22 protein-coding genes are annotated in these 25,104 nt (G+C 68.0%); 15 read left to right on the top strand and 7 right to left on the bottom strand.

Going from position 1 to position 25,104, the window contains the following annotated elements; all coding sequences use genetic code 11:
- Positions 1–592 precede the first annotated feature (592 nt).
- The gene (gene xseA, locus V3B25_RS02070; protein ID WP_329809920.1) at positions 593–1,924 is read right to left on the bottom strand and encodes an exodeoxyribonuclease VII large subunit; all 1,332 of its coding nucleotides are present in this window, start codon (positions 1,922–1,924) and stop codon (positions 593–595) included.
- Between the two features lie 44 nt (positions 1,925–1,968).
- Positions 1,969–3,039 carry a tRNA epoxyqueuosine(34) reductase QueG gene (gene queG / locus V3B25_RS02065; protein ID WP_329809919.1) on the bottom strand — a complete coding sequence of 357 codons (1,071 nt, stop codon included), beginning with the start codon at positions 3,037–3,039 and terminating at the stop codon, positions 1,969–1,971.
- Positions 3,040–3,062: 23 nt separating this feature from the next.
- Here queG and V3B25_RS02060 point away from each other — a divergent pair, with 23 nt between their 5' ends.
- From V3B25_RS02060 to V3B25_RS02035, 6 genes are all read left to right on the top strand, one after another.
- The gene (locus V3B25_RS02060) at positions 3,063–4,547 is read left to right on the top strand and encodes an NAD(P)H-hydrate dehydratase (protein ID WP_329809918.1); all 1,485 of its coding nucleotides are present in this window, start codon (positions 3,063–3,065) and stop codon (positions 4,545–4,547) included.
- Positions 4,544–5,026, top strand: a complete 483-nt coding sequence (gene tsaE / locus V3B25_RS02055) for a tRNA (adenosine(37)-N6)-threonylcarbamoyltransferase complex ATPase subunit type 1 TsaE (protein ID WP_032130506.1) — start codon at positions 4,544–4,546, stop codon at positions 5,024–5,026. The genes V3B25_RS02060 and tsaE overlap by 4 nt, the downstream gene beginning before the upstream one ends.
- Before the next feature lie 82 nt (positions 5,027–5,108).
- Positions 5,109–6,671, top strand: coding sequence for an N-acetylmuramoyl-L-alanine amidase (locus V3B25_RS02050; RefSeq protein ID WP_329809917.1), 1,563 nt, complete (start codon positions 5,109–5,111; stop codon positions 6,669–6,671).
- A 121-nt stretch (positions 6,672–6,792) separates the two neighbouring features.
- Positions 6,793–8,700 carry a DNA mismatch repair endonuclease MutL gene (gene mutL / locus V3B25_RS02045; protein ID WP_121505054.1) on the top strand — a complete coding sequence of 636 codons (1,908 nt, stop codon included), beginning with the start codon at positions 6,793–6,795 and terminating at the stop codon, positions 8,698–8,700.
- 11 nt (positions 8,701–8,711) lie between these two features.
- Complete coding sequence (locus V3B25_RS02040; protein WP_154264058.1) at positions 8,712–9,644, top strand: DUF1684 domain-containing protein; 933 nt, start codon at positions 8,712–8,714, stop codon at positions 9,642–9,644.
- 1 nt (position 9,645) lies between these two features.
- Complete coding sequence (locus V3B25_RS02035; RefSeq protein WP_154264057.1) at positions 9,646–10,599, top strand: TraB/GumN family protein; 954 nt, start codon at positions 9,646–9,648, stop codon at positions 10,597–10,599.
- A gap of 74 nt (positions 10,600–10,673) precedes the next feature.
- Here the strand turns inward: V3B25_RS02035 and phaR are convergent, their stop codons facing one another.
- The 3 genes from phaR to gluQRS all read right to left on the bottom strand — a co-directional run bounded on the left by phaR (position 10,674) and on the right by gluQRS (position 13,081).
- Complete coding sequence (gene phaR / locus V3B25_RS02030; RefSeq protein ID WP_049424035.1) at positions 10,674–11,219, bottom strand: polyhydroxyalkanoate synthesis repressor PhaR; 546 nt, start codon at positions 11,217–11,219, stop codon at positions 10,674–10,676.
- A 183-nt stretch (positions 11,220–11,402) separates the two neighbouring features.
- Positions 11,403–12,143: an acetoacetyl-CoA reductase gene (gene phbB, locus V3B25_RS02025; RefSeq protein WP_049423910.1), complete on the bottom strand. Its 741-nt coding sequence runs from the start codon at positions 12,141–12,143 to the stop codon at positions 11,403–11,405.
- Between the two features lie 17 nt (positions 12,144–12,160).
- A complete protein-coding gene (gluQRS, locus tag V3B25_RS02020; RefSeq protein ID WP_049423912.1) occupies positions 12,161–13,081 on the bottom strand; it encodes a tRNA glutamyl-Q(34) synthetase GluQRS in 921 nt (306 codons plus the stop codon).
- 93 nt (positions 13,082–13,174) lie between these two features.
- Between gluQRS and htpX the strand changes: the two genes are divergently transcribed.
- Positions 13,175–14,041, top strand: coding sequence for a protease HtpX (gene htpX / locus V3B25_RS02015; RefSeq protein ID WP_329809916.1), 867 nt, complete (start codon positions 13,175–13,177; stop codon positions 14,039–14,041).
- 668 nt (positions 14,042–14,709) lie between these two features.
- On the opposite strand, the gene V3B25_RS02010 is transcribed toward htpX, so the two are convergent.
- The gene (locus V3B25_RS02010) at positions 14,710–15,537 is read right to left on the bottom strand and encodes an inositol monophosphatase family protein (RefSeq protein WP_005410386.1); all 828 of its coding nucleotides are present in this window, start codon (positions 15,535–15,537) and stop codon (positions 14,710–14,712) included.
- Positions 15,538–15,657: 120 nt separating this feature from the next.
- Here V3B25_RS02010 and V3B25_RS02005 point away from each other — a divergent pair, with 120 nt between their 5' ends.
- From V3B25_RS02005 to V3B25_RS01995, 3 genes are all read left to right on the top strand, one after another.
- On the top strand, positions 15,658–16,428 hold the full coding sequence (locus V3B25_RS02005; protein ID WP_329809915.1) for an RNA methyltransferase: 771 nt from the start codon (positions 15,658–15,660) through the stop codon (positions 16,426–16,428).
- Positions 16,429–16,532: 104 nt separating this feature from the next.
- A complete protein-coding gene (locus tag V3B25_RS02000; protein WP_227200124.1) occupies positions 16,533–17,408 on the top strand; it encodes a phosphate/phosphite/phosphonate ABC transporter substrate-binding protein in 876 nt (291 codons plus the stop codon).
- Positions 17,405–19,531, top strand: coding sequence for an EAL domain-containing protein (locus tag V3B25_RS01995; protein WP_049423917.1), 2,127 nt, complete (start codon positions 17,405–17,407; stop codon positions 19,529–19,531). The genes V3B25_RS02000 and V3B25_RS01995 overlap by 4 nt, the downstream gene beginning before the upstream one ends.
- A gap of 73 nt (positions 19,532–19,604) precedes the next feature.
- Here V3B25_RS01995 and epmB read toward each other — a convergent pair whose 3' ends face one another.
- Positions 19,605–20,645, bottom strand: a complete 1,041-nt coding sequence (gene epmB / locus V3B25_RS01990; protein WP_201116873.1) for an EF-P beta-lysylation protein EpmB — start codon at positions 20,643–20,645, stop codon at positions 19,605–19,607.
- A gap of 96 nt (positions 20,646–20,741) precedes the next feature.
- On the opposite strand from epmB, the gene efp reads away from it, so the two are divergent.
- The 5 genes from efp (at position 20,742) to V3B25_RS01965 (ending at position 24,998) form a co-directional block, all read left to right on the top strand.
- Positions 20,742–21,308 (top strand): elongation factor P, encoded by a 567-nt coding sequence (gene efp / locus V3B25_RS01985; RefSeq protein WP_005410381.1) that lies wholly within the window; start codon positions 20,742–20,744, stop codon positions 21,306–21,308.
- Positions 21,309–21,505: 197 nt separating this feature from the next.
- Complete coding sequence (locus V3B25_RS01980; protein WP_049423924.1) at positions 21,506–22,849, top strand: TRZ/ATZ family hydrolase; 1,344 nt, start codon at positions 21,506–21,508, stop codon at positions 22,847–22,849.
- A 24-nt stretch (positions 22,850–22,873) separates the two neighbouring features.
- Positions 22,874–23,590: a bifunctional 2-polyprenyl-6-hydroxyphenol methylase/3-demethylubiquinol 3-O-methyltransferase UbiG gene (ubiG, locus tag V3B25_RS01975; RefSeq protein ID WP_154264053.1), complete on the top strand. Its 717-nt coding sequence runs from the start codon at positions 22,874–22,876 to the stop codon at positions 23,588–23,590.
- A complete protein-coding gene (locus V3B25_RS01970; RefSeq protein WP_154264052.1) occupies positions 23,587–24,282 on the top strand; it encodes a phosphoglycolate phosphatase in 696 nt (231 codons plus the stop codon). The genes ubiG and V3B25_RS01970 overlap by 4 nt, the downstream gene beginning before the upstream one ends.
- A gap of 11 nt (positions 24,283–24,293) precedes the next feature.
- Entirely contained in the window at positions 24,294–24,998 is a 705-nt protein-coding gene (locus tag V3B25_RS01965) for a squalene/phytoene synthase family protein (RefSeq protein WP_201116869.1), read from the top strand.
- Positions 24,999–25,104 lie beyond the last annotated feature (106 nt).

Here is a 25,104-nt window from a genome sequence, read left to right as displayed (position 1 = left end):
CCCCTCCGGGGCCCGGCCCAGCCGCTGGCGGCTGTGCGTTCGGGCGCTTGCGAAGCAGTGCTTCGCAAGCAAAGCGCCCTCACCCATGTAAGCTCGGTCGCCGCTTGCTCGTGTGCGCAGTCCTGCGCACACGGCAAGACCGGGGTTGGGCGTCGTGCCCAACCCGCCCGAGGCATGCCTCGGGCCCATGCGGCTTACGCCCCCGCAACCGGACCCACCCCGCCTTCGACAGATTCTCGCAATCTGTTCGCTCTTCTGTAGAGCCGAGCCATGCTCGGCTCAAATCGTTCCGATATCGAAATATTCGATTCCGATGGAGATTCATCCACGCATGCGTGGATCTACCGTGTCGACCAAGGTCGACAACTACCAACAGCCTCCGGAATCTGTCAGAGGCGGGGCGGTGTGGTTGTGCGGGACCGTTGGCGCCATGGATGGCGCCATCGAGCCCCCATGGATGGGTTTACGGCGTGTCCTGCACAGCCACACCGCCCCGCCATCCCACGGAATACCAGCTTTGGCTGTTGCTTCGGCTGTTGCTGTTGCTTGAACGCTTCTGCAGGTGCAGGGCGCAGCCCTGCCGAACACCCCTTTACTTGACCTGCACCTCGATCACGCCGTCGCCAACGCGGGCCTGCAGGGCGTCACCCGGCTGCACCTGGTCGACGTGCCGCACCAAGGCACCATCATCGCTGCGGGTCAGGATGCTGTAGCCACGCGCCACGGTCGCCAGCGGGCTGACCGCTTCCAGCGAACGCGCCAGCCCGCGCAGGCGCAGTGCATTGCGTTCCAGAAGACGCTGCATCGCAATCTGCGGGCGCCCGCGCAGGGCTGCCAGGCGGCGCTGCATCGCGTCGAGCTGGCGTTGCGGATGGTGCCCGCGCAGCACCGCCGCCGCATGGCGCAGGCGTGCGGCACGGCGTTCCTGCTGCTGGTTGAACGCGGCATGCAGGCGCCGGCCCAGATCGAGCTGGCGGCGGCGCAGCAGGTCCAGCCGCGCCTGCGGGCTCTGTGCGTTCAGGCGCAGCAGGGCACGATCGGCGCGCTGCATCGCCTGCTGCATTGCATGCCGTTGCAGCTGCACCATGCGCGCCGCCGTGCGGCGCAGGCGCAGGGCCAGTTCGCGCTGGTCGGGTACCAGCAGCTCGGCCGCCACCGACGGCGTCGGTGCGCGCAGGTCGGCGGCAAAATCGCTGAGGCTGAAGTCAGTTTCGTGTCCCACCGCCGACACCACCGGGGTGCGGCTGGCGGCGATCGCTCGGGCCAGGGCTTCATCGTTGAAGGCCCACAGGTCTTCCAGCGAGCCGCCACCGCGGGTCAGCAGGATCACGTCGTAGCGGCCACTGGCATCGGCCGCCTGCAGCAGGCGGGTGATCTGCGCGGCGGCGCTGCTGCCCTGGACCAGGGTCGGCAGCAGGTCCACTTCCAGCAGCGGGAAGCGGCGGCCGAGCACGCTCAGCACGTCGCGCACGGCGGCACCGGTGGGCGAGGTGATCACTGCCAGGCGCTGCACGTGCGCCGGCAGCGGCCGCTTGCGTGCCGGGTCGAACAGGCCCTCGGCCTCCAGGCGTGCCTTCAGCTCCTCGAAGGCGCGGCGCAGCGCGCCTTCGCCGGCTTCTTCCATGTGGTCCAGCACCATCTGGTACTCGCCACGGGCGTCGTACAGGGTCACCTTGCCGCGCACCAGCACGCGCATGCCTTCGCGCGGCACGAACTTCAGGTACTGCGCCTTCATCCGGAACATTGCTGCGCGCAGCTGCGCACGTGCGTCCTTCAGGGTGAAATACAGGTGCCCGGAGGCAGGGCGCGCCACGCTGCCCAGTTCGGCCTCGACCCAGATCGCCGGGAAGCTGCCTTCCAGCAGGTCGCGGGCCAGGGTGTTGAGCTGGCTGGGGGTGAGGATGTCGTTGTTGCGTGGCTGCATGGGAACGGCGTGCTGCGGGCGGAACGGGGGCTCAGGATCGCACGTCAGCGCACCGTGTGCTGGCCCAGCGCCCACTGCACGTGTTCACGCACCAGCGGCGAGGGATCATCGATGCGGGTGTGCAATGCGGCGAGCGCTTCGGCCGAGGGCGGTGCATTGCCCAGGGCCACGGCGATGTTGCGCAGCCAGCGCTCGTGGCCGCTGCGCCGGATCGGGCTGCCTTCGGTGCGGCGCAGGAACTCGGCTTCATCCCAGGCGAACAGCTGGTCCAGCCGCGCGGTATCGAGGTTGTTGCGCGCGCGGAAGTCGGCTTCGTCGGTACGCTTGGCGAACTTGTTCCAGGGGCAGACCAGCTGGCAGTCATCACAGCCGTAGATGCGGTTGCCGATCAACGGCCGCATCTCTTCGGGAATGGCGCCGTCGTGCTCGATGGTCAGGTAGGAGATACAGCGCCGCGCGTCCAGCCGCTGCGGGCCGGTGATGGCCTGGGTCGGGCAGACATCGATGCAGCGCGTGCAGGTACCGCAGTGTGCTGTGGCCGCTGCATCGATCGGCAGCGGGATATCGATGTAGATCTCGCCGATGAAGAACCAGGAGCCGCCATGGCGGTCGATCAGGCAGGTGTGCTTGCCGATCCAGCCCAGGCCGGCATTGCGCGCCAGTGCGCGTTCCAGCACGGGGGCGGAATCGACGAATACGCGGTAGCCCAGCGGTGCCACTTCATCGTTGATCTGCGTGGCCAGCTTCTGCAGGCGGTTACGCATCAGCTTGTGGTAGTCGCGACCCAAAGCGTAACGGGCCACGTAGGCGCGGCCCGGGTCGGCCAGGGTTGCCCAAGCTTCGGTGTCGTCCTTGTGGCTGTAGTCCATGCCCACCGAGATCACCCGCACGGTGCCGGGCAGCAGTTCGGCCGGGCGCGCGCGCAGGGTGCCGTGGCGCGCCATCCAGTCCATCGTGCCGTACAGGCCCTGGCCCAGCCAGTCGGCCAGGTGCGCTTCATCCTCGCCCAGCTCGATGCCGGCGATGCCACAGCGCTGGAAGCCATGCGCACGGGCGAGTTCGCGGATGCGCTGCACGGCCTGGGCCGGATCGACAGGGGCGGGGACGGGGGACATGTGCACCAGTATAAAATCCCCGCATGGCCAACCTTGCCGATCTGTTCGATTCCGCTGCCGCGCGTGCGCTTGATGCGCAGGCCTCGGCGCTGGCCGCCGAGGGCGGTTGGGGCCTGATGGCACAGGCCGGCCAGGCCGCCTGGCAGTGCCTGCTGCAGCATTGGCCGCAGGAGCAGCGGATCGGCGTGGTGGTTGGTGCGGGCAACAACGGCGGCGACGGCCATGTGCTGGCTCGCCATGCGCTGCAGGCCGGACGTGAGGTGACGGTGATCGCCTTGCCGGGGAAGCCACCGTCAACCGCGCTGGCACAGCGTGCAGCATCGGAATTCACATCCGACGGCGGCACCCTCACCGATTTCGACGGCGCGCTTCCCGAGGCCGATATCTGGGTCGATGCCCTGTTCGGGCTGGGCTTCGATCGCGTGCCGGAGGGCGTGGCGCGGACGCTGATTGCCGCGCTCAACGCGCAGGCGGCACCGGTTCTGGCGCTGGACGTCCCCAGTGGCGTGGATGCCGACCGCGGCGCCGTACCGGGCGAGGCGGTGAGGGCGACGCTGACCGTGCAGTTCATCGTGCCGCATCGCGGGCTGTACACCGGCGATGCGCTGGACCATTGCGGGCGGAAGGCGCTGGCGCCGCTGCAGCTACCCGCGGCCGCATGGCAGGGCGTGTCACCCGCTGCGCAGCTCTGGACGCAGGTGCGCCTGCCAGCCCTGCTGCCGCCGCGCCGCACCAATACCCACAAGGGCGAATCCGGGCACGTGCTGTGCGTCGGCGGCAACCATGGCAGCGGCGGTGCCGTCGCGATGGCGGCCGAAGCTGCGTTGCGAGCGGGTGCGGGGCTGCTGAGCCTGGGCACCCGTCGCGATCACGTCGGCCCGTTGCTGGCGCGCCTGCCAGAGGCGATGACCCATGCGCTGGAAGATGGTGATGCGCTGCCGGCACTTCTGGACAAAGCCAAGGTGGTGGCGATCGGGCCTGGATTGGGCCAGGACGAGTGGGCACGCGCACTGTTAGCGCGGGTGCTGTTGTGTGGCAAGCCGCTGGTGATCGATGCCGATGCACTGAACCTGCTGGCGCAGGATCCGCGCGCGCTGCCCGACGCCATCCTTACGCCTCATCCGGGCGAGGCCGCGCGCCTGCTCGGTTGCAGGACCGCTGACGTCCAGGCCGATCGCTTTGCCTGTGCGCAGACGCTCGCCGGGCGCTTCCACGCGGTGGTGGTGCTGAAGGGCGCCGGCAGTATCGTCGCAGCGCCGGGGCAACGGCCACGACTGATCGCGGCTGGCAATCCCGGCATGGCCGTGGGTGGCATGGGAGACCTGCTGACAGGCATCATCGCCAGCCTGCGTGGGCAAGGCCTGGCCGCCTTCGATGCCGCTGCCGCTGGTGCGCTGCTGCATGCGCTTGCCGGCGACGTCGCTGCCGCCGACGGCGCGCGCGGCCTGCTTCCAACTGATCTGCTGTCGCCGCTGCGGCGACTGGCCAACCCGGAACTTTCCCGATGATCGATTTCTTCCTTGCCGACAGCGATGCCACTGAACTGCTCGGGCAGTGGCTGGCCGCCACCCGACCGCCGCAGGCGCTGGTCGAACTGCGCGGCGACCTGGGCGCCGGCAAATCCACCACCGCCCGCGCACTGCTGCGCGCACTGGGCGTGCAGGGGGCGATCCGCAGCCCGACCTACACCCTGGTCGAGCGCTATCCGCTGGCCAGCGGTGGCGAGGCCTGGCATCTGGATCTGTACCGGATCGGCCAGGCCGGCGAGCTCGATTTTCTCGGACTGGACGAGGGCAGCGCGGTGTTGTGGCTGGTGGAATGGCCGGAACGCGGCGCTGGCGCGCTGCCGCCGACCGACCTGGTGGTGGCGCTGGAGATCGAGGGGCAGGGGCGTCGGGTCCGTCTCACTGGAGCCAGCGACGTCGGACATGAATGGCTGGAACGGCTCCCCCAAGGGGGCGACTTGCAGGCCATTTCTGTCGGCTGACGAGAACAAACACCGGCAGGTTACGGATTATTAAGGAAAAAGGTGTTGCATTCCGTTCAGCGCGGTGATTGAATCCTGAGCCATGCGCCCGGGGAACCGTCTCATTGCCATCTGTGCCGCCGTCGGACTGAGTCTGGCGAGCGTCAGTGCGTGGGCCGGTGAAGTCCGTCAGGTCCTGCTGAATACCGGCGCCACCGGCACCCGTGCCGAGATCTCGCTGGTCGGCAGCGGCGGTTACAAGACCTTGTCGCTGGCCGGACCGAACCGCCTGGTGGTCGATTTCCCGGACTCCAGCGCCATACGCAACCTGAAAATGCCGGCCGCGCAGGGCGTGGTCACGGCGGTGCGTACCGGACAGCCGGTGCCGGGGACCTTCCGTGTCGTTTTCGACCTCGCTGAATCGGTGGCGCCGTTCCGCCCACAGATGCAGCGCGAAGGCAATGAATCCAAGCTGGTGATCGAATGGCCGGGCGATGGCCCGGCCGTGGCCGCCAGCCGTCCGGCGGCGACGCCGACCGTGCCGCCGCAGGCACCGGTCAACACGCCCGCACCGACGCCGGCCGAGAGCGCGCAGTCGCGCAACGACGCCGCGCGCGCCACCGCGCTGTTGACCGCGCAGGTACAGCAGCAGGCCAGCGCCGCCGCTGCCACACCGGCTACTCCGACCCCGGCCCCGTCCACTGCACCGGCCCAGGTCGCGGCAGCGGGCACGGCTGCCAGCAGCACGCCGTCCGCATCGCCGGCTGCGATCCTTGCCGGCCAGCGTACCGCCGCCGTGGTAACCACGCCGCCGGCCACAGCGCCTGCACCGGTTCCGACCACGGTGGTGCCACCGCGTCCGGCCATGCCCAGCGATGCCTCGCGCATCCGCATGCAGGCTGGCATGCGCCACCTGGTGGTGGCCATCGATCCAGGCCACGGCGGCCAGGACCCCGGTGCGATCGGCCCGACCGGCAAGCGCGAGAAGGATGTGACCCTGGCCGTAGCGCGTGAGCTGGCCCGTCAGGTCAACGCGACGCCGGGCCTGAAGGCCTACCTGACCCGCGACAGCGACGTGTTCATTCCGCTGCCGATGCGCGCGCAGAAGGCGCGTGCGAACAAGGCCGACATCTTCATTTCGATTCATGCCGACGCGGCGGAAAACCGTTCGGCCACGGGCTCGTCGGTGTACGTGCTGTCGACCAAGGGAGCCTCTTCGCAGCGCGCCCGCTGGCTGGCGGACAAGGAAAACGCGGCCGACCTGGTCGGTGGCGTGCGCCTGCAGCAGACCGAAGGCACGCTCGCCAACGTGCTGCTGGATCTGGCCCAGAGCGGCTACATGAAGGCGTCCGAGGACGCGGCCGGCCATGTGCTGGGCGGCCTGAAGCGGATCGGCAACAACCACAAGCCGAACATCGAGCGCGCCAACTTCGCGGTGCTGCGTACTTCGGACATGCCGGCGATGCTGGTGGAAACCGCGTTCATCTCCAATCCGGATGAAGAGCGCCGCCTGATCGACCCGGCCTACCAGCGCAAGATCGCTGGCGCGGTGCTGGATGGCGTGCACACCTTCTTCAGCCGCCAGCCGCCCCCGGGCACGCTGTACGCGGCCCGCGCCCAGGCCGAGATCGACGCAGCCGGCACCATGGCCGGCGGCAGCAAGTAACCCGCCGAAGGCGGGTTACTGCTTTCTGTAGAGCCGAGCCGCGCTCGACTGGGCCTTCCCGGTAGCCCGTCAGTCGAGCATGGCTCGACTCTACCCTCGGCCGCTCCGTTATCATCCCCGCATGACGTCTGCTACCCATCCGCGCCCGATCCGGCCGTTGCCGGAGATCCTCATCAACCAGATCGCCGCTGGCGAAGTGGTCGAACGTCCCGCGTCGGTGGTCAAGGAGCTGGTCGAGAACGCGATCGATGCCGGCGCCAGCCGCGTTGATATCGATCTTGAAGAGGGCGGTGTCCGCCTGATCCGCATCCGCGACAACGGTAGTGGCATCGCGCCGGAACAGTTGCCGCTGGCGGTGTCGCGCCACGCCACCAGCAAGATTGCCGATCTGGACGATCTTGAATCGGTGGCCACGCTCGGTTTCCGGGGTGAAGCGCTGCCGTCGATCGCCTCGGTCAGCCGCTTCACCCTGTCCTCGCGTCGCGCACATGACGAACATGGTTCGGCGCTGCAGATCGAAGGCGGCAAGATCGGCGAAGTGACGCCGCGCGCGCATGCGCCGGGCACCACGGTGGAAGTGCGCGAGCTGTTCTACAACGTACCGGCGCGGCGCAAGTTCCTGCGCGCCGAGCGCACCGAGCTGGGCCATATCGAAGAATGGCTGCGTTCGCTGGCGCTGGCGCGGCCGGATGTCGAACTGCGCGTCTCGCACAACGGCAAGGCCTCGCGTCGCTACAAGCCGGGCGATCTGTATTCCGATGCGCGATTGGCCGAAACGCTGGGCGAGGATTTCGCCAACCAGGCCGTGCGCGTGGATCACAGCGGCGCCGGCCTGCGGCTGCACGGCTGGATCGCGCAGCCGCATTATTCGCGCGCCAGCGCCGACCAGCAGTACCTGTACGTCAACGGCCGCTCGGTGCGCGACCGCAGCGTCGCCCATGCGGTGAAGATGGCCTATGGCGATGTGCTGTATCACGGCCGCCAACCGGCCTACGTGCTGTTCCTGGAGCTTGACCCGACCCGCGTCGACGTCAACGTGCACCCGGCCAAGCACGAGGTGCGCTTCCGCGACTCGCGGCTGGTGCATGATTTTGTCTACCGCACGCTGAAGGATGCGCTGGCCGATACCCGCGCCGGCATGTCGGTGCAGGACATCGGCGCCGGCTCCGCGCATCCGGTGGATGCAGGCGCGGCACCGATGCTCTCCAGTGCGGGTGCCTCCGGTTTCGGTCTGGTACGCGGTGCCGCACCGGGTGCCGGTTCGAGTGGTGGCGGTGGTGGATTCTCGGGTTGGCGCCCGCAGCAACCGCTGGGATTGCAGGTGGCCGATGCACCGGCGGCTTATGCCGCGCTGTATGCCGCACCGGCCGGCGCCGAACGCGGTGCTGCGCTGCCGCCGATGCCGACCGAGAACGGGCTGCCGGTCACCAGTGCCGACGCTGGCGTGCCACCGCTGGGCTACGCGATCGCGCAGCTGCATGGCATCTACATCCTGGCCGAGAACGCCGAAGGCCTGATCGTGGTCGACATGCATGCGGCACACGAACGCATCGGTTACGAGCGGCTGAAGAACGCGCACGATGGCATCGGCCTGCAGTCGCAGCCGCTGCTGGTGCCGATCACGCTCGCAGTGGGCGAGCGCGAAGCCGACACCGCCGAGAATGAAAGTGAAACCCTGGCCGCACTGGGCTTCGAAGTGACCCGTGCCGGTCCCGGTGCGCTGCACGTGCGCAGCATTCCGGCGCTGCTGGCGCATGCCGAACCGGAAGGCCTGCTGCGCGACGTGCTGACCGACCTGCGCGAACACGGTCAGAGCCGGCGCGTGGCCAGTGCACGCGATGAACTGCTGTCGACCATGGCCTGCCATGGCGCGGTGCGCGCCAACCGGCGCCTGACCGTGCCGGAAATGAACGCGCTGCTGCGCGACATGGAAATCACCGAGCGGTCCGGCCAGTGCAACCACGGCCGGCCGACCTGGGCCCGTTTTTCGCTGGCGGAGATCGACCGCTGGTTCCTGCGCGGACGTTGAGGGGAGCATCGATGCGTTATCGGGGAATGGGCGGCCTGCTGGCCGCTTTGGTGTTGGCCGCCTGCAGCCCGGCGACGCCCCCGGCACCAGCCTCGGCCGCGGAGGATCCGTCCTATGCCGCCGAGCAGCAGCAGTGGCGGGTGGCACGCTATCAGGACCTGACCCGGCCCGATGGCTGGACCGCGCTGGTCGGCCTGCACTGGCTGCAGAACAAATCCCACTTCGTCGGCAGCGGCGCGACCAATGGCATCCGCCTGGCGGTTGGGCCGGACAAGCTGGGCCTGCTGCGCCGTGAAGGCAGCCAATGGTGGTTCACGCCCGAAGCCGGCGTGGATGTCAGCCATGATGGCCAGCCGGTGCGCGGCCGCATCCGCATCGACACCGACAAGGATCCGCAGCCGACGCTGCTGGCGTTCGATGGCGGCAAAGGCCAGCTCAGCATCATCCGCCGCGGTCCGCGCGATGCGCTGCGGGTCAAGCACGCCGATGCGTCGGCACGTCGCGATTTCGGTGGGCTGGAGTACTGGCCGGGCGGCCCGGACTGGCAGGTGCAGGCGCGCTTCATCGCGCACCCGCCGGGCAAGACCCTGCCCATCGTCGACATCACCGGCCTGACCACCGAAATGCCCAATGCCGGCGCGGTCGAGTTCCAGCGCGATGGCCGCAGCTGGCGGCTGGAGGCGATCGGTGCGCCGGGGCAGCCGCTGTTCCTGATCTTTGCCGATCGCACCAGTGGCCGTGGCAGCTATCCGGCCGGTCGCTATCTGGATACCGATGCCCCCGCTGCCGATGGCACCGTGCGCATCGATTTCAACCATGCCTACAACCCACCGTGTGCGTTCACCGCCTACGCGACCTGCCCGTTGGCGCCGCCGGAAAACCGGTTGGACCTGCGCGTGGAAGCGGGCGAGAAGGCCTACCACCTGCCTGAAGGAGAAGGCTGATATGCCGATCAGATCCCTGTTGCGTGCCACCGTTCTGTTGGCGGCCTGTGCGCTGGCACCGCTGGTTGCAGCGCGTACCGTGCAAGCCGATACCGCTGGCGCAGCGGCGGCCAAGCCGCCGGTGCCGTTGCTGTGGAAAGTGACCGGCCCGGGCGATTCGCGCCTCTACCTGCTCGGTTCCTTCCACCTGCTGAAGCCGCAGGACTACCCGTTGTCGTCCGATGTCGAACAGGCGTTCGAAGCCTCGCAGCGGGTCGTGTTCGAACTGTCGCCGGAAGACATGCAGTCACCACAGTTGGCCAGCCGCATGGTGCAGGCGGCGGTGCGCACCGATGGCAGCGAGCTCAAGCGCGATCTGGATGCTGCGACCTGGCAGAAGCTGCAGGTGTTCGCCACCGAAAACAAGCTGCCGCTGGCGCAGATGCAGGGGATGAAGCCGTGGTTTGTCGGCCTGAGCATTTCGGTCGGGCAGATGCAGAAGCTGGGCCTGGACCCGGCACTGGGCCTGGACCGTCACTTCATGGAGCGTGCGCAGAAGACCGGGCGCAAGACTGCGGGACTGGAAGACATCGACACCCAGATCGGCATGCTCGACGGAATGACGCTGCAGGAACAGCGTCAGATGCTGGCCGAAGCGCTGGACCAGGCCGGCAAGGCCGACGAGCAGGCACGCCAGCTGCACGACGCCTGGCGCCGCGGTGACGAGCGCGTGCTGTGGACCCGGATGGCGGCGGAAATGCGCCAGCAGTATCCGCAGCTGTATCAGCGCATCAACACCGGCCGCAATGACGCCTGGGTGCCGAAACTGCTGCCGTACCTGCAGGCCGGGCAGGGCGGTACGCTGGTGGTGGTCGGCACGCTGCACCTGCTGGGCAGTGATGGCATGGTCGAGAAGCTGAAGGCGAAGGGCTACAAGGTCGAGCGCGTATGCACGGGGTGCAAGGCGAAACGCTGACATACGGTTGGCGCGATGCCAAACAAAACGGCGCGCCAGTGGCGCGCCGTTTTCGTATCAGCTGTTGCAGCAGCTCAGCGGCGGGTCTTGCCGCCGGTGCCGGTGCCGGTGCCCGGTTCGTTCGGCTTGTTGCCGGTACCTGCGCCGGTTCCGGTTCCGGTGCCGCCCGGACGCGGGCCACCGAAGCCGGTGCCCATGTTGCGCTGGAATTCCTGCCACAGCTCCAGGTTGCGCTCGGTCAGCTGGTTCATCATCGCCCACGGGGTCTGCCCCAGCAGGTTGCCCATCTGCTGGCGGAACTGCTGCTGCTGGTCGAGGAAGACCTGCATGCTGCGCTCCAGGTAGTTGCCCATGAAGCCCTGCAGGGAGTCGCCGTAGAAGCGGATCAGCTGGCTCAGCAGCTGGGTGGACAGCATTGGTTCGCCGTCCTGTTCCTGGTCGGCGATGATCTGCAGCAGGACCGATCGCGTGAGGTCGTCGCCGCTCTTGGCGTCGCGGACTTCGAAGTCTTCACCGTCCAGGATCAGCTGGCGCACGTCCTCGATGGTGATGTAGCTGGAGATCTCGGTGTCGTAGAGACGGCGGTTCGGATACTTCTTGATGATGCGGGTCGCAGCCATGAAGCGGTACTCGTCACAGTAGACGCGCAGCATGGCGCAGTGCAGCAGCCGTTGCAACCGCCTCAGCCCCCGCCAGGCTTGGCTTTCGGCGGCGATCATGTTGCGCAACAAGGGTTTGCGTGTTGCGCAGCATGACCATCGGCAGGGGCCGGCGGCGTTCGCCGCGAGGGCCCGCTGCGCGGCTTACCAACCCATATGGTGGCCGCCGTTGATGTCCAGGTTGCTACCGGTGATCCACGAGGCTTCGTCGGCGACCAGGAACGAGACGCCGTACGCGATTTCCTCCGGCTTGCCGAGGCGTCCGGTGGGGATGTCGGCGATGATCTTGGCACGCACCTCCTCCGGCACCGCCATCACCATGTCGGTAGCGACGTAGCCGGGCGAGATGGTGTTGACGGTGATGCCGAAGCCGGCGTTCTCGCGGGCCAGCGAGATGGTGAAGCCGTGCATGCCGGCCTTGGCCGCCGCGTAGTTGGCCTGGCCGTACTGGCCCTTCAGGCCGTTGATCGAGCTGATCTGGATGACCCGGCCCCAGCCGCGGCGGCGCATGCCCTCGATGACCGGACGGGTGACGTTGAACACCGAATTGAGATTGGTGTTGATCACATCGTGCCACTGGTCCGCGCGCATGCGGTGGAAGGTGGTATCGCGGGTGATGCCGGCGTTGTTGACCAGGATCTCGACCGGACCCAGTTCGGCCTCGACGGCGCGCACCAGCGCTTCGGCGCTGTCCGGATCGGAGACATCGCCCGGGAAGATCGACACGCTGTAGCCGCGTTCGGTCATCGCCTGCTGCCAGGCGCGGGCCTTGGCCTCGTCGCGGTAGTTGGTGGCGACCCGGTGGCCCTGGTCGGCCAGGCGTTGGCAGATGGCGGTACCGATGCCGCCGGTTCCGCCGGTGACCAGTGCGACGCGAGATGTCATGGAATGCTGTCCGGGTATCAGGTGGGGGAAGGGGGATTCTGCAACATCGGCGCGGAAAGTGCGCCGGCTGGCAACAGGATGTCGGCACGCGGCAGCCGCGCCGGGTCGAAGGCCTGTCGAGCGGCGGCCAGCAGCGCGTCCAGATCGCGTGCCTGCGCCAGCGCCTCAGGGGCTTGGCCGAGCAGCTGCCAGAGCTGGCGAAGCACCGGCAGCGGGCGTGCGCTGTCCACCGGCAGCGCCGCCAGTGACTTGGACAGTTTGTGGCCCGGCGCATCCAGCAGCAGCGGCAGGTGCCAGTAGCGCGGCACCGCCAGGCCCAATGCCTGCTGCAGCAGGATCTGCCGTGCCGTGGAGTCGAGCAGGTCGGCACCGCGCACCACTTCGGTCACCCCCTGCGCGGCGTCATCGACCACCACCGCCAGCTGGTAGGCCCAGCAGCCGTCCGCACGGCGCAGCACGAAGTCACCGACCTCGGCATGCACGTCCTGCTGCTGCGGGCCGCGCAGGCCATCTTCGAAGCGCACGATGCTGCCCGCTGGCACGCGGAAGCGGACGGCAGGGTCCGGTCGTGGTTGCCGTGCGACGCAGCGATGATGGATGCCGCCACTGGCGGCCAGTTCGCTGCGGCTGCAGTGGCAGACAAAGGCCTGGTCGCTGGCGAGCAGTACTTCCAGCGCAGCCTGGTAGGCCTCGCCGCGCGTGCTCTGCCAGAGCACCGGGCCATCGTGGGCCAGGCCGAACGCCGACAGTGCCTGGAGTTGCGCATCCGCTGCACCGGGCACGGTGCGCGGCGGGTCGACGTCTTCGACGCGCAGCCGCCACAGGCCGCCGTGGTGGCGGGCGAGCAACCAGCTGCCGAAGGCGGCGAGCAGGGATCCGGGGTGGAGCAGGCCGGTTGGCGAAGGGGCGAAGCGGCCGCAGGGAATGGGGGAGGTCATGCTGGCTGAATCGTCGGTCAGGTTGGCGCTTGAATTCAAGCTGACCGCACCGCAAATTGATCGATATCGACCCCTTCCGAGCCGGAATTTCCCATGTTCACCCGTATTGCCCTCTATCTAGCGACCAACCTTGCGGTGCTGATCCTGGCCAGCATCGTGATGTCCCTCCTGGGCGTGGACTCGCGCTCGATGAGCGGCCTGCTGATCATGGCCGGTATCTTCGGTTTCGGTGGCTCCTTCATCTCGCTGCTGCTGTCCAAGTGGATGGCCAAGCGCTCCACCGGTGCGGTGGTCATCACCGAGCCGCGCAACCAGACCGAGCGCTGGCTGCTGGCTACCGTCGAGCGCCAGGCCAAGGCGGCCGGCATCGGCATGCCCGAAGTGGCCGTGTATGAAGGTCCGGAGATCAATGCCTTCGCCACCGGTGCCAACCGCAACAACGCGCTGGTGGCGGTGTCCACTGGTCTGCTGCACAACATGAGCGAAGACGAGGCCGAAGCAGTGCTGGGCCACGAGATCGCCCACGTCGCCAACGGTGACATGATCACCATGGCGCTGCTGCAGGGTGTGCTGAACACCTTCGTGATCGTGCTGGCCCGCGTGGTCGGCGGCATCATCGACAGCGCACTGTCGGGCAACCGCGAAGGTGGCGGTCGTGGCTTCGCCTACTACATCATCGTGTTCGTGCTGGAGATGGTGTTCGGCCTGTTCGCGACCATGATCTCGATGTGGTTCTCGCGCCACCGCGAGTTCCGCGCCGACGCCGGTGGTGCCTCGTTGGCCGGCCGCCAGAAAATGATCGCCGCGCTGGAGCGCCTGCAGCTCAACCACGGCCAGAGCACGCTGCCGACCCAGATCGCGGCGTTCGGTATTGCCGGTTCGACCGCGAAGAAGCTGTTCATGAGCCACCCGCCGCTGGAAGAGCGCATCGCCGCGCTGCGGGCGTCGACGGTGGCGTAAGCCTCCGTACTTCCACGGTAGCGCAGGAACGCCTGGCCTCGCGCCGGGCGTTTTTGTTTGCGGGATGCATTGCGGATGCCGGGTCGTGCCCGGCGGATCGTTTCCGCGCCTGCGGAGAGGTGTCACTTTCTTTGCTCGTGCAAAGAAAGTAACCAAAGAAACACGCCGCCAGGGCGCGAGCCGTCGCTACGCGCCGGTACCCTGCGCTTCTCGGCGAATCAGGGGACGGCGCCGAACTCGCTGCGCTCAAACACCGGCGCCTCTTCGCCCCTGATTGCCCTGCGATGCTCGGCTCGCTCAAGGCGGACTGGAAGGTCAAGATCAACGGCAACAGCATCCACGCATGGCGTGGATCAATCGGGTGCGGCTGTGGCATTTGACCTTGGGTCCGCCTTGAGCGAGCCGAGCACCGCAGGTCCGGCGAGGGCGAAGAGGTGCGGGTGTCTGAGCGCAGCGAGTTCCCGCACCGCCCCTCGACGGACCGAGGAGCGCAGGGTACCGATGCGCAGCATCGGCTCGCGCCCCGGCGGCGTGTTTCTTTGGTTACTTTCTTTGCACGAGCAAAGAAAGTGACACCTCTCCGCGGTCGCGGAAACGAATCTCCGTGCGCGCAAACGAAAACGGCACCTTCGCAGGTGCCGTCTCCATGAACCGCTTTACGCGAAACCTCAGAACTTCGCGTCGAACTCGGCGGCGTAGCCGGTGTTCACCAGCACCTTCTGCAGCGACTCGGCCACCTTCAGGTTGCCGGCCACGATCTGGTGGGTCTCCGGGCCACGGTTGTCCATGCGGCCCAGGGTCGCGCCCTTGAAGTCGCAGACCTTGCCGCCCGCCTCGCGGACCAGCAGCAGGCCGGCAGCGATGTCCCATGCCTTCACGCCGGCTTCGAAGTAGGCATCAGCGCGGCCACAGGCCACGTAGGCCAGGTCCAGCGCGGCCGAACCGGTGCGGCGGATGTCCTCGGCCTGGACCAGCAGGGTGTCGACCGACTTCAGCTGCGCGCTGGCGCGGCTGCGTTCGCGCGGGGCGAAGCCGGTGTGGATCATCGTGCCTTCCAGATCCTTGCGGTCGGCCACGCGGATGCGGCGGTCGTTCAGCACGGCGCCGGCGCCACGGCTGGCGGTGAACAGTTCATTGCGCAGCGGGTCGAAGATGACCGCATCGGTCGGCTCGCCATTCTCGACCAGGGCGATCGACACGCAGTAGTGCGGCACGCCGCGCAGGTAATTGCTGGTGCCGTCCAGCGGGTCGATGACCCACATCTGGCGGCGCTCGCCCTGCACGCCACCTTCTTCGCCGAAGATGCCGTAGTCCGGGTAAGCGCGCTTGAGTTCCTTGACGATGACCTTTTCCGCGTCCGCATCCACTTCGCTGGCGTAGTCCATCCGGCCCTTCTGCACCACGTTCAGTGCCTCGAGCTTGTTGATGTTGCGCAACAGGACGTTGCCGGCGAGGCGGGCGGCCTTGACCATGACGGTTACGGCGGGTTTCTGCATGGCGTGGGCTCCCGGAAAGGCAGAAGAGATGGACTGGCGGGGGAAAAGAGCGGGTCCGGCGCAGTGGCCGGCCGCACAGTTTACCATTGGTCATCGTCCAGCTCGACCTTTTCCCTGTTCATGTCCCAGTTTCCTGCCGCCACCCGCCTCCGATTCGTCCTGGTCGGTACCCAGCACCCCGGCAACATGGGCGCCGCCGCCCGCGCCCTGAAGACCATGGGCCTGGCCCGCCTGGTGCTGGTTGCCCCCGAAAAGCCACTGGACGAGGAGGCCTTCCGCCGCTCGGCCGGTGCCGAAGACGTGCTGGGGGATGCCCCGGTGGTGGCCAACCTGGCCGAGGCGGTGGCCGATTGCCGCCTGGTACTGGGCTGCACCGCCCGTGCACGCCGCGTCCAGCTGGAGGAGTACCTGCCCGCCGATGCCGCTGCCCGCGCGGTGGTCAAGGCCGGCGAGGGCGCCGAGGTGGCGCTGGTGTTCGGCCGTGAGCGCACCGGCCTGACCAACGAGGAACTGCAGCTCTGCCATGCAGCGGTGCACATCCCGTCCGACCCGGAGTTCAGCTCGCTCAACCTGGCTGCCGCCGTGCAGGTGCTGGCCTATGAAACGCGCATGCAGCTGCTGGGCGCGCAGCCGGCCACCGATGCCGAGCCTGGCTTCCGCGAACAGGCGGCCAGCCACGAGCAGATGGAGAGCTTCTTCGCCCAGCTTGGCGACACGCTGGACGAGATCGATTTCCACAAGGGCCGCGCCCCGGAATCGGCGATGCGCAAGCTGCGCCGCCTGTTCCTGCGCAGTGAGCCGAGCGAGCAGGAAGTGCGCCTGCTGCGCGGCATCCTCGCCGACACCCAGCGCATGGCGCGACTGGCCCAGGCAGGCGGCAAGGACAGCTGACGACGTTCTCATTTTTTCGGGTAGTCTGTCCGGATACCCAGGGGGGGATGAAGCCTGTGTCGGGTCTGCGAAAGGCAATGCAGGGGGGACTGCTGAGCCTGGCCATGGTCCTGCTGGCCGGGACGGTGCGTGCAGCACCGGACCCGGTGCTGGTGCTGGGCCGGATCAGCGATGATCCCAAGGCCCATTACGAGCAGCTGCAACCATTGCTGGACTACGTGGTGGCGCGCATGCACGACGTTGGCATCAAGGAGGGGAGGATCCTGATGGCACGCGACCCGCAGCAGATGGCCAGCTATCTGCGGCGAGGCAGGGTCGACTGGGTCACGGAAACCTCCGGTACGGCGGTGGCGCTGGGCCAGCGCAGTGGCGCCCGTCCACTGCTGCTGACCGAGCGCAACGGCGTGCGTGATTACCAGACGGTGTTCTTCGTGCGCCGCGACAGCCCGATCCAGCGCGTGCAGGATCTGCGGGGCCATCGCCTGGCCCTGCAGAACACGGCGTCCACCAGTGCCTATCTGGTGCCGGTGATGACGTTGCTGCAGGAGGGCCTGTCGCCCCAGATCCTGGCCGGTGCATGGGACATGCCGGGCCGGGACAGTGTGGGTTACGTATTTGCACGCAGCGAGCTGAACATCGCGACGTTCGTGCACAAGGGGGTGGTTGACGTGGGGGCGGTGAGCAGCGTGGACTGGAACGACGAGCGGCGGATGCCGGCAGCGTTCCGGCGCGACTTCCGCGAGCTGCTGCGCACCGAGCCCTACCCGCGTGCGGTGGAGATGGTCCGCGCCGACCTTGATCCACGCGTGCGCGATCGCCTGCAGGAAGTGCTGCTGCAGGCAGCCAGCGACCCGCAGGCACAGGGGGCGCTGCATCGGTTTTTTGGCACTTCCGGGTTCCACCGCGTCGATGCGCATGCGCAGCAGCGGTTGGATGAATTGAAACAAGGATTGACGCGCGTGCGGATGGAAGTGGAATGAAGTGGCTTGGCTCGGGGATGCAGGCCCGGTTCCTGCTCGCGATGGGCGGGGCGATGGTCGTGGTGATCGCGATCCTTGCGGTGTTGTTGGGGCGGCAGGCCGCGATGCAGGGCGAGGTGCGCAACCTCAGCGGCGGCGTCATCCATGAATTGTTCGACCGCAGCGTGCGCAGTCGCGGCGAGGCGATGGCGCGTGAGCTGTCCGACGCGCTGGCCAACCCGTTGTACTACCGTGACCTGGATCAGGTGGGCGTACTGGTGCGCAGTACCGCGCGCCAGCCCGTGGTGCGCTATGTACTGGTGTTCGATGAACGCGGCCGGCTGGTACACGATGGCTCGGTCGAGGTGTCCGGATTCGGTCAGCCGATGGCCGATCCACTGGCACCCAAGGCCGCGGCCGCGCAGATGCTGGTCGTGCAGGAATCGCCGAAGGTGCTCGACAACACCATGCCGATCATGATCGGCAACCAGCGCATTGGCGGCGTCCGGGTCGGCATGGCGCTGGATGAGGTGCAGCAGCGCGAGCAGGCGGCCAACGCCACCCTGGGCGAGCGCCTGCAGCAGGTTGGCAGCCGTCACCTGGGCTGGCTGCTGCTGATGCTGGGCCTGCTGGTGGTGATCGGCGTGGTGGTGATCCTGTACGTGCAGCGCACCCTGGTCGCGCCGATCCGTGATCTGGCCGTCGCCGCCCGCCGCATCGAGGCCGGTGACTACCAGACGCCCCTGGCCGAGAACACCCGCGACGACGAGGTCGGCGAACTGGTCCGCGGTTTCGCCCGGATGCGCGATGCGATCGCCCGCCATGACCGCGAAGTGCGGCGCATGGCCTATACCGACGCGCTGACCGGGCTGACCAACCGGCTGGCATTCCGCGAGGCGCTTGATCATCGGTTGATGGCTGCCCGTGCCGCCAATCACCGGTTGGGGCTGCTGTTCGCCGATATCGACGACTTCAAGCGGGTCAATGACACCCTTGGCCACGAGGCCGGCGATGAGGCATTGCTGCAGTTCGCCCAGCGTATCGGCCGCGCGGTCACCGAGGCCGGGGGCGATGAAGCCCTGCTGGCCCGCTTCGGCGGCGACGAGTTCGTGATCCTGGTCGGCGATGGTGATGTTGCCGCCAACGCGCGGCTGCTGGCCGAAGTGCTGGTGCGCGAGCTGGGCAAGCCGCTGGTGGTGCAGGGCAGGGAACTGTTCCTGGGCACCTCGATCGGCGTGACCCTGTTCCCCGACGATGCTGCTGATGCGACCACGCTGCTGAAGAACGGCGACATCGCCATGTACCAGGCGAAGATGGCCGGCAAGAACTGCTATCGCTATTACAGCCGGGCGATGGACCATGCGGTCGAGCGTCGCGTGCATATGGAACAGGAGCTGCGCGGCGCCTGGGAGCGCGGTGAGCTGCGCCTGGCCTACCAGCCGATCTTCCGCATGCGCGACCGCCGCATGGTCGGCGTTGAAGTACTGCTGCGCTGGCAGCATCCGACCCTGGGCACGATCCCGCCCTCGGTGTTCATCGAGGTGGCCGAGCAGAGTGGCCTGATCGAGATCATTGGCCCGAAGGTGCTGCGTGCGGCCTGCATGGAGGCCTCGCAGTGGCCGCGCGGGGCAGCGGGCGATGAGCTGTTCGTGTCGGTCAACGTGTCACCGCGGCAGCTGCGTGGCGGCGAACTGCCGGCACTGGTCGCGCAGTGCCTGCATGAGTCCGGGCTGCCGGCGTCGCGCCTGCACCTGGAGCTGACCGAAACCGCCGTGATCGGCGACGAGATGGTCGCCGCGCAGCTGCTGGACAAGCTGCACCGCACCGGCGTGAAGGTGTGGCTGGACGATTTCGGTACGGGCTTCTCCGGGCTCAGTCATCTGCGCCAGGTGCCCGTGGACGGCGTGAAGATCGACAAGAGCTTCGTTGCCGACATGCAGCGCGATCCCGACGACCTTGCGCTGACCACGGCGATCATCGCCATGGCCCACGCGCTGGGCATCACCGTGGTGGCCGAGGGCATCGAGCAGCAGGCACAGTTCGAGCTGCTGGCGCAGCGCGGCTGCGATCTTGGCCAGGGCTACTGGTTGAGCCACCCGGTGACCGCCACCGAAGTGGTGCGGATGATCGAATCGGGCGTCTGACCCCCAAAAAGGGGACGGAGGGAATTAAGTCGCAAATGCATAAGCGACTTAATTCCCTCCGTCCCCTTTTTTGTTACAGCGGGCGCTTGCTCGGGTCGCCGGGCAGTTCGCGCACCAGCTTCGGGATCAGATAGCCGGACAGGCGCGCGGTCAGGCCGGCAATCAGCGCCTTGGCCTGGGTGTCGTCCACTTCGAAGTGGGCCACGCCCTCGACCCGGTCCAGCTGGTGCAGGTAATAGGGCAGCACGCCAGCAGCAAAGCTGCGCTCGCTCAGGTCCTGCAGGGCCTGCACGCTGTCGTTGACCCCGCGCAGCAACACCGCCTGGTTCAGCAGCTGGGCGCCGGTGCCGCGCAGGCGGGCCATCGCTGCGTCCACGCTGGCGTCGAATTCATTGGCGTGATTGGCATGGACCACGATCGCCAGCGGCCAGGGCAGGCTGCCCAGCCAGGAGACCAGCTCCTCGTCCACGCGCTCCGGCAGCACGATCGGCAACCGGGTATGGATGCGCAGGCGGCGGATGTGCGGTATCTGGCGCAGGGCGTCGGTCAGTTCCACCAGCTTGTGCGTGGCCAGCGACAGCGGGTCACCGCCGGACAGGATCACCTCGTCGATGTCCGGGTCGGCGGCGATGGCGGCTACGGCCTCCTGCCATCCCCCCTTGGCGGCGTTCTCCGCGCCATAGTCGAAGTGGCGGCGGAAACAGTAGCGGCAGTTGATCGCGCAGCTGCCGGTGGCGACCAGCAGGGCGCGGCCACGGTACTTCTGGATGACGCCGGTGGCCTTCTTGGCGGCGCCATCGCCCACCGCATCGAAGCTGAACCCGGGCGCCGGGTGCATTTCCTCGTCGATCGGCAGCACCTGGCGCAGCAGCGGGTCGGCCGCATCGCCCACGCGCATGCGCGCCACGAAGCCCTCGGGCACGCGCAGCGCGAACTGGGCCATGGCCGCTTCCGAGACACCCAGCGCGGCCGGGTCCAGCTGCAGCCGGGCCAGCAGGGCGTGCGGGTCGCGCAGCGCCTGGCGCCAGAGCTGCTGCCAGCGCGCGGGCGCACCTGGCGACTGGGGCCGTGGGAAGGCGGAAAGCTGCATGGAGAGGGGGCCTGCGGTTATCATGGGGGCAGAAAAACAGTCGCCCACCGGCATCCGGTGGGCTTTCCATTCTAACGGCTCGCCGCACCCGCGGCGTTTTTGCCACTCAGGAGTTTACGCATGGCCAGCTACGGCATGAACGACGTCAAGAACGGGATGAAGATCCTGGTCAACAACCAACCGGCCGTCATCATCGACACCGAATACGTCAAGCCGGGCAAGGGCCAGGCCTTCACCCGCGTGAAGTACCGCCTGATCAAGGACGGCCGTACCCAGGAAGTCACCATGAAGTCGACCGACTCGCTGGATGCAGCCGACGTCGTCGATACCGACATGAACTTCATGTACAGCGACGGCGAGTACTGGCACTTCATGGACCCGGAATCCTTCGAGCAGGTCCAGGCCACCAAGGCCGGCATGGGCGGCGCCGAGAAGTGGCTGAAGGGCGAAGAGTCCTGCGTGGTCACCCTGTGGAACGGTGAGCCGATCTTCGTGCAGCCGCCGAACTTCGTTGAACTGAAGATCACCGAAACCGATCCGGGCGTCCGTGGCGACACCTCGGGCGGCGGCGGCAAGCCGGCCACCCTGGAAACCGGCGCCGTGGTCCGCGTGCCGCTGTTCGTGAACCAGGACGAAGTGATCCGCGTCGACACCCGTTCGGGCGAATACTCCGCACGCGTCAAGTAATCCGGCGCAGCCGGATTACGGTAGTGCCGGCCGCTGGCCGGGTACGCGCCATCGCATTCGCGCTGGCGCTCCCATGATCTGCTTCGGCAGATCATGGGCCCCGCTTCACGAGTCTCCAGACCCCGCCGCTTCGCGGCAGCCCCTTACTCAGGGGCGTGTCCCCCAGAAGTATCTCGCCCCACAGCCAGTGAGCCCGCATGAGCGATAGCCCGCACCTCCCCGAAGCCTGCGACCTGCTCATCGAAGCCGGTTACGTCGTTCCGATCGAGCCGCATGCGGTGGTGCTGGAAGACCATGCCGTTGCCGTGCGTGGCAGCGAGATCGTGGCCATCCTGCCGTGTGCCGAGGCGCGCGCACGGTTCCGCGCCACCCAGGTGGTCAGCCGCCCCGAGGCGGCGCTGATGCCGGGCCTGGTCAATGCGCACACGCACAACCCGATGACCCTGCTGCGCGGCGTCGCCGACGACCTGCCGCTGATGACCTGGCTGCAGCAGCACATCTGGCCGGTGGAAGCGGCGGTGATCGGCCCCGAATTCGTCGCCGACGGCACCACCCTGGCCATCGCCGAGATGCTGCGCGGCGGCACCACCTGCGCCAACGAGAACTACTTCTTCGGCGATGTGCAGGCCGCCGTCTACAAGAAGCATGGTTTCCGCGCGCTGGTCGGCGCGGTCATCATCGATTTCCCCACCGCCTGGGCCAAGACCGATGACGAGTACTTCGCCAAGGCCGGTGAACTGCATGACCAGTGGCGCACCGATCCGCTGATCGGCACCGCGTTCGCGCCGCATGCGCCCTACACGGTCAACGATGCCAACTTCGAGCGGGTGCGGATGCTGTCCGACCAGCTCGACATGCAGGTGCACCTGCACACCCACGAGACCGCGCAGGAGATCAACGATTCGATCAAGCTGCACGGCCAGCGCCCGCTGGCGCGGCTGGATCGGCTCGGCCTGGTCAACGACCGCCTGATCGCGGTGCACATGACCCAGCTGACCGATGCGGAAATCCACCTGTGCGCCGAACGTGGCGTCAGCGTGGTGCACTGCCCGGAATCGAACCTGAAGCTGGCCTCCGGTTTCTGCCCGGCCTGCGCCCTGCAGCGCGCCGGCGTGAACCTGGCCATCGGCACCGATGGCTGCGCCAGCAACAACGACCTGGACATGTTCAGCGAGAACCGCACCGCGGCGATCCTGGCCAAGGCCGTGGCCGACGATGCGACCGCGCTCGATGCGGCGACCACGCTGCGCGCCTCCACCCTGGGTGGCGCCCGCGCACTGGGCTTCGGCGACCGCATCGGTTCCATCGAAGTCGGCAAGCAGGCCGATCTGGTCTGCGTCGACCTGTCCGCGCTGGAAACCCAGCCGCTGCACAACGTCCTGTCGCAGCTGGTGTACGCCACCGGCCGCCAGCAGGTCAGCGACGTCTGGATTGCCGGCAAGCCGAAGCTGGTACAGCGCGAGCTGGTCGGCATGGACCTGCCGGGCATCATCGCCAACGCGCGCCAGTGGCGCGAGCGCATCCGTCATATCCGCGCCTGAACCCCGGCGCCGCAAGGACCCCTCATGACTGCCCCCCACGCTTCCTCCAATTTCGATCAGGCCGAGCTGGACAAGTTCGCCGCGCTGGCCAACCGCTGGTGGGACGCTGACGGCCCGCAGAAGCCGCTGCATGCGCTGAACCCGGTGCGCCTGCAGTACGTGGCCGATCGCGTGCCGCTGCGCGGTGCGCGCGTGCTCGACATCGGTTGTGGTGGCGGCCTGTTGAGTGAAGCGCTGGCCCAGGCCGGTGCTGACGTCACCGCCATCGACCTGGCCCCGGAACTGGTCAAGGTCGCGCGCCTGCATGCGCTGGAAAGCGGCGCCAAGGTCGATTACCGGGTGCAGGCTGCCGAAGATCTGGCCGCCGAGCAGCCGGGCAGCTTCGATGTGGTCACCTGCATGGAAATGCTCGAGCACGTGCCCGACCCGAGCGCGATCATCGAGGCCTGCAAGCGCCTGCTGAAGCCGGGCGGCCACCTGTTCCTGTCGACCATCAACCGCACCGCCGCCGCCTTCGCGGTGGCGATCGTCGGCGCCGAGTATGTGGCGCGGCTGTTGCCCAAGGGTACCCACCACTACCAGGAATTCATCAAGCCGGCCGAGCTGGCGCGTTGGCTGCGCGAGGCCGACATGCAGCTGGTGGATGTCAGCGGCATGGCCTACGAGCCGTGGCGCAACCATGCCCGCCTGAGCAGCCGTACCGACATCAACTACCTGGCCTACGCGGTCAAGCCGGCATGACCGCGGCACGCTTCCCGTGCGCGGTGCTGTTCGATCTGGACGGCACCCTGCTGGACAGCGCGCCGGACTTCGTCGCCACCTGCGACGCGATGCTGGCCGAGCGTGGACGCGCACCCATCGATCCGGCCGCGCTGCGCCCGGTGGTGTCGAAGGGCTCGCGGGCGATGGTCTCGGCTGCGTTCCCGGAACTGGACGTAGCCGCACGTGACGCGCTGATCCCGGAATTCCTGCAGCGCTACGAAGCATTGATCGGCCAGCACGCAGTGCTGTTCGATGGCGTGGCCGGCATGCTCGCCGCGTTGGACGATGCCGGTACGGTGTGGGGCATTGTCACCAACAAGCCTGAATACCTGGCGCGCTTGATCCTGCCGCAGCACGGCTGGCAGCAGCGCTGTGCGGTACTGGTGGGTGGTGACAGCCTGGCCGAACGCAAGCCGCATCCGCTGCCGCTGCTGCACGCCGCACAAGCCATCGGCATCGCCGCCGAAGACTGCGTGTACGTGGGCGACGACGAGCGCGACATCATCGCGGCACGTGCCGCCTCCATGCCGTCGGTGGCGGCGCTGTGGGGCTACCGCCTGCACAGCGACGATCCGCTGGCCTGGCAGGCCGACGTGCTGGTCGAGAACGCCGAACTTCTGCAACTGGCCAGTCTCTGGCCGACCCGGCCGGCAGCCCCGGCCCAGCCGTAAGGAATCACGTAGTGAGCAGTACCGCGCTGGACAGTTTCCTCGACAAGTGGCGCAGCCGTTGGCCGGAATGGTCGGTGGCCGCCCCGTTCGTGGCCGAATCGCAACGCGAGCTTGCGGTGGCGTGGTTCGCGCTGCTGCAGGAATTCGACGACATGCTCAACACCAGCGGCGACCCGTTGCCGGCCGACGCCAAGCTGGCATGGTGGGGCGAGGAGCTGCGCAGCTGGGCCGCGCATCGTTCGCGCCACCCGCTGGGCCGCCTGCTGGAGCCGGTGCGTGCGCCGTGGGCGCAGCTGGCCGAAGCACTTCCGGATCTGGTTGAAGCGCGCACGGTCGCGCTGGATGTGGCCGGCGCCGAGCGCGCGCTGGCGAACTACGCAGAGGCCGTGGCCGCGGTGGAGGCAGCCCTGTTCGCGGACAAGCCGCGAACTGGCGCCGGTCGTGCGGTGCAGCTGCAGACCCTGGCCCAGCGCCTGCAGGATGCCGGCGTAGCCGGTGTGCCGCGCAGCCTGCTGGACGGTGATGCCAGCACGGCCGCACAGCGCTGGGCGCAGCATCTGTTGAAGGGCTGGGGCAGCCGCGTGCCCGGCCCGCGCCCGCGCCGCGTGTGGTCCAGCCTGGCGCGTGCACGCGTTGCCGCGCAGGCGGCAGGCAAGCCGATCGAAGCCACGCCGGTACGCACCCTGCTGCGTGTGTGGTGGGCTGCGCGCGGCTGATGCCGCTGCGCTCGCCGGGCCTGGCCCGGCGCTACCGGGCGCGGTAGTCGGGTAGCGCCGGGCCCTGCCCGGCGGGCGGTGGGCGCGCGGGACGTACGGTGCAGCA

This window comes from Stenotrophomonas sp. SMYL8 (genome assembly GCF_036320065.1).
Classification (GTDB): domain Bacteria; phylum Pseudomonadota; class Gammaproteobacteria; order Xanthomonadales; family Xanthomonadaceae; genus Stenotrophomonas; species Stenotrophomonas maltophilia_A.
The sequence above is the reverse complement of the archived record's forward strand: the minus strand, read 5'-3'. Positions and strand labels throughout refer to the sequence as shown.

Excerpts from the sequence above, each read along its gene's own strand:
- xseA (WP_329809920.1), bottom strand. The coding sequence starts at position 1,924 with ATGCAGCCACGCAACAACGACATCCTCACCCCCAGCCAGCTCAACACC.
- queG (WP_329809919.1), bottom strand. The coding sequence starts at position 3,039 with ATGTCCCCCGTCCCCGCCCCTGTCGATCCGGCCCAGGCCGTGCAGCGC.
- V3B25_RS02060 (WP_329809918.1), top strand. The coding sequence starts at position 3,063 with ATGGCCAACCTTGCCGATCTGTTCGATTCCGCTGCCGCGCGTGCGCTT.
- tsaE (WP_032130506.1), top strand. The coding sequence starts at position 4,544 with ATGATCGATTTCTTCCTTGCCGACAGCGATGCCACTGAACTGCTCGGG.
- V3B25_RS02050 (WP_329809917.1), top strand. The coding sequence starts at position 5,109 with ATGCGCCCGGGGAACCGTCTCATTGCCATCTGTGCCGCCGTCGGACTG.
- mutL (WP_121505054.1), top strand. The coding sequence starts at position 6,793 with ATGACGTCTGCTACCCATCCGCGCCCGATCCGGCCGTTGCCGGAGATC.
- V3B25_RS02040 (WP_154264058.1), top strand. The coding sequence starts at position 8,712 with ATGCGTTATCGGGGAATGGGCGGCCTGCTGGCCGCTTTGGTGTTGGCC.
- V3B25_RS02035 (WP_154264057.1), top strand. The coding sequence starts at position 9,646 with ATGCCGATCAGATCCCTGTTGCGTGCCACCGTTCTGTTGGCGGCCTGT.
- phaR (WP_049424035.1), bottom strand. The coding sequence starts at position 11,219 with ATGGCTGCGACCCGCATCATCAAGAAGTATCCGAACCGCCGTCTCTAC.
- phbB (WP_049423910.1), bottom strand. The coding sequence starts at position 12,143 with ATGACATCTCGCGTCGCACTGGTCACCGGCGGAACCGGCGGCATCGGT.
- gluQRS (WP_049423912.1), bottom strand. The coding sequence starts at position 13,081 with ATGACCTCCCCCATTCCCTGCGGCCGCTTCGCCCCTTCGCCAACCGGC.
- htpX (WP_329809916.1), top strand. The coding sequence starts at position 13,175 with ATGTTCACCCGTATTGCCCTCTATCTAGCGACCAACCTTGCGGTGCTG.
- V3B25_RS02010 (WP_005410386.1), bottom strand. The coding sequence starts at position 15,537 with ATGCAGAAACCCGCCGTAACCGTCATGGTCAAGGCCGCCCGCCTCGCC.
- V3B25_RS02005 (WP_329809915.1), top strand. The coding sequence starts at position 15,658 with ATGTCCCAGTTTCCTGCCGCCACCCGCCTCCGATTCGTCCTGGTCGGT.
- V3B25_RS02000 (WP_227200124.1), top strand. The coding sequence starts at position 16,533 with ATGGTCCTGCTGGCCGGGACGGTGCGTGCAGCACCGGACCCGGTGCTG.
- V3B25_RS01995 (WP_049423917.1), top strand. The coding sequence starts at position 17,405 with ATGAAGTGGCTTGGCTCGGGGATGCAGGCCCGGTTCCTGCTCGCGATG.
- epmB (WP_201116873.1), bottom strand. The coding sequence starts at position 20,645 with ATGATAACCGCAGGCCCCCTCTCCATGCAGCTTTCCGCCTTCCCACGG.
- efp (WP_005410381.1), top strand. The coding sequence starts at position 20,742 with ATGGCCAGCTACGGCATGAACGACGTCAAGAACGGGATGAAGATCCTG.
- V3B25_RS01980 (WP_049423924.1), top strand. The coding sequence starts at position 21,506 with ATGAGCGATAGCCCGCACCTCCCCGAAGCCTGCGACCTGCTCATCGAA.
- ubiG (WP_154264053.1), top strand. The coding sequence starts at position 22,874 with ATGACTGCCCCCCACGCTTCCTCCAATTTCGATCAGGCCGAGCTGGAC.
- V3B25_RS01970 (WP_154264052.1), top strand. The coding sequence starts at position 23,587 with ATGACCGCGGCACGCTTCCCGTGCGCGGTGCTGTTCGATCTGGACGGC.